Origin of the sequence: Bradyrhizobium campsiandrae (assembly GCF_014529705.1) — a bacterium.
Taxonomy (GTDB): Bacteria; Pseudomonadota; Alphaproteobacteria; order Rhizobiales; family Xanthobacteraceae; genus Bradyrhizobium; species Bradyrhizobium campsiandrae.
Genome location: NZ_JAANIH010000062.1, coordinates 41,532 through 52,470, shown reverse-complemented (window position 1 = coordinate 52,470; position 10,939 = coordinate 41,532). Strand labels below are relative to the sequence as shown.

The 10,939-nt window shown below is 64.2% G+C and carries 11 protein-coding genes; 6 read left to right on the top strand and 5 right to left on the bottom strand.

The features are described 5' to 3' along the window. On the top strand, positions 1–1,191 hold a 1,191-nt coding region (locus G8O24_RS33330; protein WP_188106778.1), incomplete at its 5' end, for a GMC family oxidoreductase. A 25-nt stretch (positions 1,192–1,216) separates the two neighbouring features. Continuing rightward, on the top strand, positions 1,217–2,197 hold the full coding sequence (gene hemC, locus G8O24_RS33325; protein ID WP_188106777.1) for a hydroxymethylbilane synthase: 981 nt from the start codon (positions 1,217–1,219) through the stop codon (positions 2,195–2,197). A gap of 130 nt (positions 2,198–2,327) precedes the next feature. On the opposite strand, the gene G8O24_RS33320 is transcribed toward hemC, so the two are convergent. Beyond that, a complete protein-coding gene (locus G8O24_RS33320; protein WP_188106776.1) occupies positions 2,328–2,996 on the bottom strand; it encodes a tetratricopeptide repeat protein in 669 nt (222 codons plus the stop codon). 463 nt (positions 2,997–3,459) lie between these two features. After that, on the bottom strand, positions 3,460–4,371 hold the full coding sequence (locus G8O24_RS33315; protein ID WP_188106775.1) for a LysR family transcriptional regulator: 912 nt from the start codon (positions 4,369–4,371) through the stop codon (positions 3,460–3,462). A 267-nt stretch (positions 4,372–4,638) separates the two neighbouring features. On the opposite strand from G8O24_RS33315, the gene G8O24_RS33310 reads away from it, so the two are divergent. Together G8O24_RS33310 and G8O24_RS33305 are read left to right on the top strand one after the other, a co-directional pair. Continuing rightward, a complete protein-coding gene (locus G8O24_RS33310) occupies positions 4,639–5,511 on the top strand; it encodes a tripartite tricarboxylate transporter substrate binding protein (protein WP_244646142.1) in 873 nt (290 codons plus the stop codon). Positions 5,512–5,527: 16 nt separating this feature from the next. Then, positions 5,528–6,232 (top strand): dienelactone hydrolase family protein, encoded by a 705-nt coding sequence (locus G8O24_RS33305; protein ID WP_188106773.1) that lies wholly within the window; start codon positions 5,528–5,530, stop codon positions 6,230–6,232. Between the two features lie 151 nt (positions 6,233–6,383). On the opposite strand, the gene hemE is transcribed toward G8O24_RS33305, so the two are convergent. Then, on the bottom strand, positions 6,384–7,418 hold the full coding sequence (gene hemE / locus G8O24_RS33300; protein WP_188106772.1) for a uroporphyrinogen decarboxylase: 1,035 nt from the start codon (positions 7,416–7,418) through the stop codon (positions 6,384–6,386). Positions 7,419–7,528: 110 nt separating this feature from the next. Between hemE and G8O24_RS33295 the strand changes: the two genes are divergently transcribed. After that, a complete protein-coding gene (locus tag G8O24_RS33295) occupies positions 7,529–7,744 on the top strand; it encodes a hypothetical protein (protein WP_188106771.1) in 216 nt (71 codons plus the stop codon). Positions 7,745–7,909: 165 nt separating this feature from the next. After that, positions 7,910–9,811 carry a diguanylate cyclase gene (locus G8O24_RS33290; protein WP_188106770.1) on the top strand — a complete coding sequence of 634 codons (1,902 nt, stop codon included), beginning with the start codon at positions 7,910–7,912 and terminating at the stop codon, positions 9,809–9,811. A 6-nt stretch (positions 9,812–9,817) separates the two neighbouring features. On the opposite strand, the gene G8O24_RS33285 is transcribed toward G8O24_RS33290, so the two are convergent. Beyond that, on the bottom strand, positions 9,818–10,036 hold the full coding sequence (locus tag G8O24_RS33285; RefSeq protein ID WP_188106769.1) for a SlyX family protein: 219 nt from the start codon (positions 10,034–10,036) through the stop codon (positions 9,818–9,820). After that, entirely contained in the window at positions 10,026–10,838 is an 813-nt protein-coding gene (gene trhO, locus G8O24_RS33280; RefSeq protein ID WP_188106768.1) for an oxygen-dependent tRNA uridine(34) hydroxylase TrhO, read from the bottom strand. Before trhO ends, G8O24_RS33285 begins: the two co-directional genes overlap by 11 nt. Positions 10,839–10,939: the final 101 nt, after the last annotated feature.

Here is a 10,939-nt window from a genome sequence, read left to right as displayed (position 1 = left end):
TATCACGGTGCGGGAGGTCCGCTGCCGGTGTCCAACATGATCGTGACCGACCCGCTGTCGAAGGCGTTCATCGACGCCGCGGTCGAGACCGGCCTGCCCTATAATCCGGATTTCAACGGCGCCACGCAGGAAGGCGTCGGCCTGTTCCAGACCACGACGCGCAACGGCCGCCGTGCTTCCACCGCGGTGGCCTATCTCGGCCCGGCGAAGACACGCGCCAATCTCAAGATCGAGACCGAGGCGCTAGGCCAGCGCGTGCTGTTCGAAGGCCGCCGCGCCGTCGGTGTCGAGTACCGGCAAGGCGCGCAAGTGCGCCGCGCCCGCGCGCGCAAGGAGGTCGTGCTGTCGAGCGGCGCCTACAATTCGCCGCAGCTCTTGCAGCTCTCCGGCGTCGGCCCCGCCGATCTCCTGCGCCGGCACGGCATCGATGTCGTGCTCGATGCGCCGGGCGTCGGCCACGATCTCCAGGACCACATGCAGGTCCGCATCGTGATGAAATGCTCGCAAAAGATCACGCTGAACGACACCGTCAACCATCCGGTCCGCCGTACGCTCGCCGGCGCGCGCTATGCGCTGTTCCGGAAGGGCTGGTTGACCATCGCGGCCGGCACGGCGGGCGCGTTCTTCAAGACCAGCCCGCGTCTGGCCTCGCCCGATATCCAGGTGCACTTCCTGCCGTTCTCGACCGACAAGATGGGCGAGAGTCTGCATGACTTCTCCGGATTCACGGCGTCGGTGTGCCAGCTCCGCCCCGAAAGCCGCGGCAGCTTGCGCATTCGAAGCGCCGATCCGACCGTGCCGCCGGAAATCCGCATCAACTACATGTCGACCGAGACCGACCGCACCACCAATGTCGAAGGCATCAAGATCCTGCGCAAGATCCTGAATGCGCCGGCGCTGAAGCCGTTCGTGGCCGGAGAATACGATCCCGGCGCGAAGGTAACCACTGACGCCGAGATCCTGGATTATTGCCGCGACCGTGGCAGCACCATCTACCATCCGACCTCGACCTGTCGTATGGGCAATGACGCGCTCGCGGTGGTCGACCAGCGGCTGAAGGTGAGGGGGCTCGAAGGCCTTCGCGTCGTCGACGGTTCGGTCATGCCGGACCTCGTGTCGGGGAACACCAATGCGCCGATCATCATGATCGCGGAGAAGGCGTCCGATATGATATTGCAGGATGCGCGTTAAACACCCGCGTTGAGAGGATTTGGACTTGGCACCGCGATTCAAGATCGGCACCCGCAAGAGCGCGATGGCGCTGGCACAGACGGAAGAGATTGCGCGCCGCCTGACATCAGCCATATCAGGTCTCGACGTCGAGATCGTCAAGTTCGACACCACGGGAGACCTCGACCAGACCAGCAAGCTCTTGCCCCATGGTGGCAAGGGCGGCGCCTTCGTTGCTCAGATCCGCGCTGCCGTGCTGGCGGGCGAGCTCCAGGCGGCGATGCATTCGCTCAAGGACATGCCCGGCAACGAAGATACGCCCGGCCTCGTCATCGGCGCCACGCTGTCGCGCGATCCGCCCACCGACGCGCTGGTGCTGCGCGAGGGCGTGACGCTGGAAGCGCTGCGCAACTCGCGCGGCAAGGGCTTTAAAATCGGCACCAATGCCGTGCGCCGCGCGGCCTATGCGCGGCGGCTGTTTCCTGAGGTCGAGGTGATCCACTTCCGCGGCGCCGCCGACACCCGCGTGCGAAAGCTCGATCATGGCGAGAAGCAGAAGCTGCCGGATGGCGGCACGGTCGGACCTGCGGACGCGCTGATCATGGCGCGTTCGGGTCTCGACCGCGTCGGGCTCGCGAGCCGCATCGCCTACGAATTCACCGCCGATGAAATGCTGCCGGCGGCAGGGCAGGGCATCGTCGCGGTCGAATGCGCCGCGCAGGACTGGCAGACGCGGCAAATCCTGTCGTCGATCGACGACGCGGCCGCGCACGCTTGCGCCGATGCCGAGCGTGAGGTGCTGTGGATGCTCAACGGCCATTGCAATTCGCCGGTGGCGGGCTTCTCGACGATTTCAGGCGATCAGATGTCGCTCACGGCCTCCGTGCTCGATCTCTCCGGCAACACCATCATCGAAGCCGCGCGCACAGGGCCAGCCAACCGCCCGCGCGAGCTCGGCCGTAGCGTGGGACTCGATCTGCTGGGCAAGGGTGCCGCTGAGATCATCGAGCGCAGCCGGCCGCGGTAGGCTATGCACCCATAGGTCCGGTGGGGGCGGCAACGTCGGCTTTGCGGCGCGGTCCAGCTTCAGATGGGCCAGGTGCAGACCTTCACGGGTCTGAATTCGGGACGAGACGGATCAACGACCTGCAACGCGCCTAGCTCTTGAAGCCGAGCTTTCTGGCCTGTTCGAGGTCAGCCATCGCACGGGCAATGTCTCCCCTCTCCTTGTAGATATAGGATCGTGCCGCCCAGGCGGTGTTATCCGACGGGTCCAGCTTGATCACCATATCGTAGTCGGCAAACGCGCTATCGTACTCTTTTTTGGCGAAGAAGAGGTTGGCGCGCTTGCGATAAGACTGCGGATTGCCGGGGCTCAGCCGAAGGGCCGTCGCAAAATCCGCCAGGGCGGCGCGCTCCTCGCCGAGCTCGCGATAGGCGTCGCCCCTGGAATTGTAGTGTTCGAAGTCGTTCGGGCTCAGCTTGATCGCCTCGTCGTAATCGGCAAGGGCCTCTCGCCACGCGCCCCTCTCCTCGTTGCAGATGGCGCGATACTTGATCATGCGGGCGGATCTGGGCTCCAGCCTGATCGCCTGCTTCGCGTTCTCCATGCCGCGGTCGTACTCGCCCTTGGTGCAATAGGCCAAGGCCCGGCCGGCATAGGCGAAACTGTAGTTCGGATCCATGCTGATGACCGCGTCAAAGTCGGCGATCGCGCGATCGAATTGTCTGAGCTGCAGGTAGCCTACACCGCGATGGTGGTATGCGCCGGCGTGATCCGACGGATCGGATGTGCCGTTCAGCACGCTCGTGCAGGCCGCGACCACGTCGCGCGCGGCTGCTTTCCCGTCTGCGCAAGTGCGGCGATCGGCTTCGCTCGCCGTGGAAAATCGCGGTGCGGCGGCGACAAAGCTGACGAGGACGGCGGACACCGTAAGGACAACAGTCAGGGAAGAGCGGCTGATCATCTTGTTATGCCCTCGCGCGGAACATGTTGCGCGCGCCCGTCATTCGATATCGCCGACGAGGTAGTCCGGCGACCCATGCCCACGGGAATCTCCTGCTCTGCGTTTAGCAGTCGGTCGTTCAGGGGCGTTTAAGAATCTGCTTCAATATTGATTGAGTCTGTCGGGGCAGACTCTGAAGAACGCGTCCTCTGCCGTATCCGGTTTGTCCCGAGCAGCTGACCTCATCCGCGGCATCCCGATCGGTCGGAGCGGGCCAACACCGATCGAAGGCTGCCTTGCTGAGCAAAGTCAATTAAGGGCCCGCAACCACACATCCGGTTTGTCATCTTCGTTTCGCCATTGGCTTTGCGAGCTCACGGGCACCGTCGATGACGAGCTGCACAACCGGACTGACGGCGCGGTCCTTGATCGTGAGCATCCCGTTCGGTCGACGGTCCGCCGGCAGTTCAATGGACAAGACCTTGAGCGCCGCCTCCCTGGCGAGAAATTTCAGTGTGGAAGCCGGGAAAACCGTGATGAACCGCCCCGTCTCCAGCAAGCTGACCCGCATTTGGGGGGCATCGGTGACCACCGTCGCCTGGGGATACGCCAGCCCTCGGGTAAGAAAGGCTTGCGTCATGATGGAGCCGATCACGCTCTCCCGCGGCGGAAGCACCCAATGCTCCCCGGCGAGATCGGCGAGCTGGATATTGCGCCGGCGCGTCAATGGATTATTTGCGCCCGCTGCGATGACGTAGCGATCTTCAAAGAGAAACTCGAAATGCAGCCGCTCATCGGCGATCGGGCCGCGGCTCCGCACGAACGACAGATCGACTTTGCGTTCGCTCAAGTCGCGATGCAGCGCGTCGATGTAGCCGGTCACGAGCTCAAATCTGATCCGCGGATGACGCCGCGAGAGCCGGTCTATGAGCGCGGAAACGAAGCTCGCCGCCAGATCAGCCGTGCTTCCAATCCGCACCTCTCCGGCGCCGGGGTCGGCCAGAAATTCGATGTTCCTCACGCCCCGCCGTAGCTCGTCGAATGCGGCGGCGCCGCAATCGACCAGGGCGCGGCCGCATGCGGTCGGCTCGATTCCGCGCCGGTGGCGATCCAGCAGGCGGACGCCGAACGCCCGCTCGAGGTCCGCGATCGATCTCGAAATGTTGGGCTGGGTGGTGTTGAGCAGGACTGCCGCCTTGCCCATGCTGCCGGCCTGCACCACCGTCATCAGCACGTGCAGATCCTGCAGCTTCATTCGCTTTCCGATGCGATCGCTCATTTGCATGAGAGCACCCATGTCCGTTTTGAGATGGTCTCATCAGACAATAGCCTTATGCGCTTATGACAGCATCAACTATCCTCCACCGTTGAAGAGAGCCAGCGTGGGCGTAGGTTCGACGGAGCAAAGCCTTTGACTTCCTCCCGACGTCAATTTCTACACTTCGCGGCCGGAGCCGCCGCACCGGCGCTGCTGTCGGGCCTGGCTTGCGCCGACACCTATCCCTCTCGACCGGTCCGGATCATGGTCGGCTTCGCCGCCGGCGGCCCAAACGACATTCTCGCGCGTCTGGTCGCAGATTGGTGGTCGGAGCGGCTCGGCCAGCAATTCATCGTCGAGAACCGGCCCGGCGCAGGAAGCAATCTTGCCACTGACGCGGTCGTGCGCGCGCCTCCCGACGGCTACATGCTGCTGCTGGCCGGCTCTTCCAACGCGATCAATGCTACGCTTTATGAAAATCTCGATTTCAACTTCCTGCGGGATATCGCGCCGGTCGCCGGGCTGATCCGTGGCGCGCTGGTGATGGTGATCCACCCATCGGTTCCTGCCCATACGATTCCCGAGTTCATCGCCTATGCCAAAGCCAATCCCGGGAAACTCGCCTACGGTTCGGGCGGCGGCGTGGGCGGGATCACCCACATCGCCGCGGAATTGTTCAAGCAGGCCGCCGGGGGGCTGGATCTTCAGCATGTGCCCTATCGCGGCGTGGCGCCCGCCATCACGGATCTGCTCGGCGGGCAGGTGCAGGTCGTCTTTTCCAATGTGGCGGCCTCGATCGGTTACATCGAGAGCGGCAAGCTGCGCGCGCTCGGGCTGACGACGGCGATGCGATCCGAGGCATTACCGGATGTGCCTTCTATCGGCGAATTCGTGCCCGGCTACGAGGCGAGCTCGGTGTTCGGCATCGGCGCGCCGAAAAGCACCCCTGGCGCGATCATCGACAGACTCAACAAGGAGGCCAACGCCGCGCTGGCCGATGCGGGGTTCAGAATGCGCCTGCGCGGCCTCGACGCGACCGGACTGGGCGGCTCGCCCGCCGATTTCGGCAAGCTGATGGCCGACGAAACCGATAAGTGGGCCAAAGTGATCCGCCGCGCGAAGATCCGACCCGAGTAGCGGGGTAAAGTTTTACATGCAGGGGACATTCAGCAGGATTTACGCGAAGCAAGGCGGTGCGTTCGATTGCTATCTGGCCGCCCCCGAGACTGAAAAGCCGGTTGCTGCCGTCGTGCTCGCATCCGCCATTCACGGCGTGGATACCGACATGATCGCAATCGCCGACGAGCTGGCGGCATGCGGCTTCATCGTCGCAGTGCCGGATCTGTTCTGGCGCTCGATTGCAGGACCGCTTTCGCGGAACGACCCGCGCGCGGCTCAGCGCGCGCAGCCGCGCGTCGAGCAAATCAAGGGCGGCGAAGATGACATGATTGACACCTTGAGACACCTCGGCACAATCCCGCATTTCAACGGCCGGGCGGCGGTCATGGGATTTTGCTACGGGGGCCCTTATGCGATTCTCGGGCCCAAGCGACTTGGCTACGCCGCTGGTATCTGCTGCCACGGATCCCAGATGCTGGATTATGTTCGCGAGCTTGCCGGGGTCCGCGGGCAAGTCTGCTTCATTTGGGGCGACGAGGACAATCGCGCCCCGGCTGAGGTGCTGCAGGCGTATCGTGATGCGGCGGCGCGCATGGAAAACGTCGAGGTGCACATTTTGCCTGGGATCCGCCACGGCTTCATGATGCGGGGAAGTCCGTCCTTCGACCGGGCGGCATATGATTTTTCAATGAAGCGTGCCCGAGGGATTCTCGAAGGTCTGACGTCGGCCGGTCGCTGACGGCCTGCGAAACGACGATCGGCGGGATGTTGCCACTATACATCTGTTTTGCCCGACGGGTCAAACGATATTCGGAAAAAAGAAAATACGCGTGGCGCGAAATTCCTCAATGATTCGTACTGTGCATGGGGTTGTTTTCGAAGGTTTGTTTTCACCCCCGCACGCGCTTGATCATCTGCTCGACATGGGGAATAGGCGTCTCCGGCTGGATGCCGTGGCCGAGATTGAAAATGAAGCGCCCTTGCGCGAAATTCGCCAGCACGTCGTCGACCGCGCGGTCGAGGGCCGCGCCGCCTGATATCAGCGCCAGCGGATCGAGATTGCCCTGGATGGCGACCTTGCTCTGCACGCGCTCGCGGATGAAGGCGGGCTCGGCGGTCCAGTCGATGCTGACGGCATTGACCCCGGTCGCCTCGACGTAGGCAGGCAGTTGCGCCCCGGCGCCGCGCGGAAAGCCGATGATCTTCGCATCCGGCACTTTCGCGCGCACGCCTTCGACGATGCGGCGGGTCGGCTCGATCGACCAGCGCGCGAACTGGGCCGGCGGCAGCACGCCGGCCCAGGTGTCGAAGATCTGCAAGGCGTTGGCGCCGGCCTCGAGCTGCGCCAGCAGATAGGCGATCGAGTTCTGAACCAGCACGTCGATGATCTTCGAAAACGCCTCCGGATGGCGGTAGGCCATCATCCGCGCCGGCGCCTGGTCGGGCGTGCCCTGGCCCGCGACCATGTAGGTCGCAACCGTCCACGGCGCGCCGCAGAAGCCGATCAGCGCGGTCTTCGCATCGAGCGCGCCGCGCACGATCCTGAGCGCCTCGAACACCGGCTGGAGCTTGTCGAGGTCGGCGCGCGGGGCGAGCGTTGTGACCTTGGCCGGATCATCCAGCGGCTCGAGCCGCGGACCCTCGCCGACCTCGAAGCGAACCTCACGGCCGAGTGCGTAGGGGATCACCAGGATGTCGGAGAAGATGATCGCCGCATCGAAGCCGAACCGGCGGATCGGCTGCAGCGTGACCTCGGCGGCGAGCTCCGGGTTGAAGCAGAGATCGAGGAAGCCGCCGGCCTTGGCCCGGACCTCGCGATATTCGGGCAGATAGCGGCCGGCCTGCCGCATCATCCACATCGGCGGGATGGTTTGCCGTTGGCCGGAGAGGACGTCGATGAAGGGCTTTGTCGCAGACTGGGGCACGAGTGATCCTGATGCAGTTCAGGTTCCTGATACACCGTGAGAGGCCGGAGCGGAACAGGGGAACCAGCGCAAAAGCGCCGCGTTGCCCTTGCCACTGGAGGAGGAATTCCATGGCTCAGACATTCAATCCCGCGCCGCACGACAAACATGCCGACGACCTGCACGAAGCGCTTGCCGCAGACCGCCACGCCAAGCTGGACACCGGCTTGGAAGATACCTTTCCGGCCTCCGATCCCGTGAGTGCCGCGCAGCCGACGCCGTCGAAGGCTGACGCGGAGGCCGAGAGCCCCTCGCTCTGGAACAAGGTCAAGGCGATCTTCAGCTAGGGTCCCCGGTTTCCGATAGGCTTACTAAGACCTTGTTAGTGATCTGCGGAAGACCCGGTCCGTAGGAGTACGGGAAAACCCGTAGATGAATGCGAATCCCGGCGAACGCTTCAGGGTTCAATAAGAGAAGCGGCAGAGTTTCCCTTGATCGGAGATGTCTGCCGCATGAACCTCGCCTCACAGAGAGCCGGATGGAGCCGCTTGCCGTTGCGCGCGGCGGCTTTTGTCGTGCTCACTTGCGTTGCGATCCTCGGCGTCAGCGGCTGGCGTGAATGGGCGGCGCGCGATCAGGTGCTCAAGGGCGCCGAGACCGAGATGGCGAACGTCGCGCGCTCGTTGATCCAGCATGCCGAGGACAGCCTCGACCTCGTGGATTCCGGCGTCGTCGGCGTCGTCAGCCGGCTGGAGATGGATGGCGCCGATCCCGCCACGATCGCGAAGCTTCGCAATCTGCTGGAGGCGCGCAAGAAGGCGATGGACCGCGTCCACAGCCTCGCCATCATCGACGATCAGGGCAACTGGCTGACCTCACCCGGCACGATCGCCTCGACGCTCAGCGACGACTCGTTCTTTCGCTATCATCAGCTCTCGCCCAAGCGCGAGGCCTATGTTGGCCGCCCCGTGAAGAGCCTCGTGGACGGCGAATGGGTCATCACCCTGTCGCGGCGATTCAACAAGCCGGACGGCAGCTTTGGCGGCGTGGTGCTCGCGGCCATCGGATCCCGCTATCTGTCGCATTTCTACGAACAATTCGAGATTGGCCGCAACAGCTCCGTGACGCTGGTGTATGGCGACGGTATGATCATCGCGCGCAACCCGAACAACGACAAGTTCGTCGGCCGCAATGTCGGGGACACGCCGCTGTTTCGCGACGCGAGCCTGCAGCGGCCGAGCGGCGCCTATCATTTCAAGTCGCCGCTCGACGGCGCCGAGCGCGTCAGCTTCTTCAAGCGCTCTGGCCGTTACCCGCTGGTGCTGCTCGCGACCGTCGACAAGGACGAGCTCTTGGCGCCGTGGCGCGCTGCGGCCGTCTCCCGCATGCTCTATGTCGTCGCGCTGGTGATGCTGATTGCGGTCATCGGCGCGGTGCTGGTGCGGCAGCTGCAGCGTGGTCAGCGCATGGCGGCGGCACTGGTCGAAAAGGAGGCGCATTTCCGCCTGCTCGCGGAGGGCTCCAGCGACATGGTCACCCGCATCGGGCTTGACGAGCGGCTGCGCTACGTCTCGCCGTCGTCCAGTCGCGTCGTCGGCTGGCGTCCCAATCAGCTCATCGGCACGGACGCGCTCGCCGGCATCCATCCGGACGACCGGCCGCATGTGCAGGCGATCGTCGACGCCATGAAGCGCGGCGAGATGGATGAAGCGCGTCTCACCTATCGCAACGTGCACCGGCAGAAGTCGGAGGTCTGGCTGGAATCGACCATGCGGGTGACGCGCAAGGACAACGGCAATGTCGACGGCGTGGTCGCGATCTCGCGCGACATCACCGAACAGAAGCAACTGGAGAGCAGGCTCGAGACGCTGGCGATCGAGGACAGTCTCACCGGCCTTGCCAACCGCCGCCGTTTCGACGAGCGGCTGAAGGAGGAATGGGCGCGTGCCTACCGCGAACGTTCCAGCGTCGGCCTCTTGATGATCGACGTCGACCACTTCAAGTCCTACAACGACGAATACGGCCATCCAGCGGGCGATGCCTGTCTGCGTGTGGTGGCGAAGGTCATCGCGGCCGAGGTGCAGCGGGCAGGTGATCTCGCGGCCCGCTATGGCGGCGAGGAATTCGCCATGCTGCTGCCGAACACCGATGCCGCGGGCTGCGCCCGCGTCGGCGAACGGATCCGCAGCGCCGTTCACGATGCCGGGCTGGTTCATGCCTCCAGCCCGGCGTCATGCGTCACCGTCTCGGTCGGCGGCGCGGCCTGCCGACCGGCCTTCGAACGCACCGCGGGCATGGGCGCGCTGGTGGAGGCCGCAGACCGGGCGCTTTATGCTGCCAAGGATGGCGGCCGAGATCGGCTGATGATGTCCGGCGAGGTCGCGAACCTGCTGCCCAGGGCATCCGGTCAGTAATTCCGCTCAATAGTGCGGCGGACGCTCGTTGGCCGGCCCCGGTGCATTCGCCTCGGCGTCCTGCAGGCGTTCGCTGAGCTGCGCGAGTTGCCGCGTCAGCGTATTGATCTGCTTCCACTGCGCGGTGATGGTCTGGTTCAGCGTCTCGATGGTGTCATCCTGATAGGCGAGACGCGTCTCCAGCGTGTCGACGCGCTCGGCAAGCGTCTTGATGTCAATCGTCACCTGCGTGCCCCATGTCTTGTTCGCCCATGTCTTGTTCGCCCATGTCTTGTTCGCGCATGTCTTGTTCGCGCAAGCTGCGCTCGCGCAATCCGTGACCGAGTGCGACGCGCTCGTCGAACACGAAGCATTCGCCGCGCCAGCGGCTGTGTACCTCCGGCACCTCTTCCAGATATTTCAGAATTCCGCCCTTGAGGTGGTAGACCTCGGCAAAGCCGCGTGCCAACAGATGCGCACTCGCCTTCTCGCAGCGGATGCCGCCGGTGCAGAACATCGCGATACGCCTGTGCTTGGCGGGATCGAGCTTTTCGGCGGCAAATTCCTTGAATTGGCCGAAGCTCCTGATCTGCGGGTCGACCGCGCCCTCGAACGTCCCCATCGCGACCTCGAAGGCATTGCGGGTGTCGAGCACCAGCGTCTCGGGCGAGGCGATCAGCGCGTTCCATTCGGCGGCCTCGACATGGATGCCGACCTGCCGGGTCGGATCGGCAGCCGGATCGCCCAGCGTGACGATCTCCTTCTTCAGTCGGACCTTGAGCCGGCCGAACGGCATGGCTCCGGCGCTCGAGTACTTCAGTTCGAGATTGTCGAGCCTGCCGCTGAATAATTCCCCGCGCGCGAGTTCGTGGGCGAAGGCGTCGATTGCTTCCCCGCTACCCGCGACCGTGCCGTTGATCCCCTCCTGGGCCAGCAGCACGCTGCCCCTCAGGGACAGATCGGCACAAAATGCGCGCAGCGGCTCGCGCAACTCGCGGTAGTCGGGCAGGGCGGCGAATTGATAGAAGGCGCAAACCTTGTAAATCATGCGCCCGTTTAGCAGGCGGCTCGCGCCCAGAAAACCCGCAACCGGCAGCTCTATTCTCAGCAGATGGCAGCCATTTCCCTGGCATGCCAGCATTGCCCGGT

Coding starts and splice junctions, on each gene's coding strand:
- G8O24_RS33305 (WP_188106773.1), top strand. CDS start 5,528: ATGCAGGGGACATTCAGCAGGATTTACGCGAAGCAAGGCGGTGCGTTC.
- G8O24_RS33310 (WP_244646142.1), top strand. CDS start 4,639: ATGGTCGGCTTCGCCGCCGGCGGCCCAAACGACATTCTCGCGCGTCTG.
- trhO (WP_188106768.1), bottom strand. CDS start 10,838: ATGATTTACAAGGTTTGCGCCTTCTATCAATTCGCCGCCCTGCCCGAC.
- G8O24_RS33315 (WP_188106775.1), bottom strand. CDS start 4,371: ATGAAGCTGCAGGATCTGCACGTGCTGATGACGGTGGTGCAGGCCGGC.
- G8O24_RS33290 (WP_188106770.1), top strand. CDS start 7,910: ATGAACCTCGCCTCACAGAGAGCCGGATGGAGCCGCTTGCCGTTGCGC.
- G8O24_RS33295 (WP_188106771.1), top strand. CDS start 7,529: ATGGCTCAGACATTCAATCCCGCGCCGCACGACAAACATGCCGACGAC.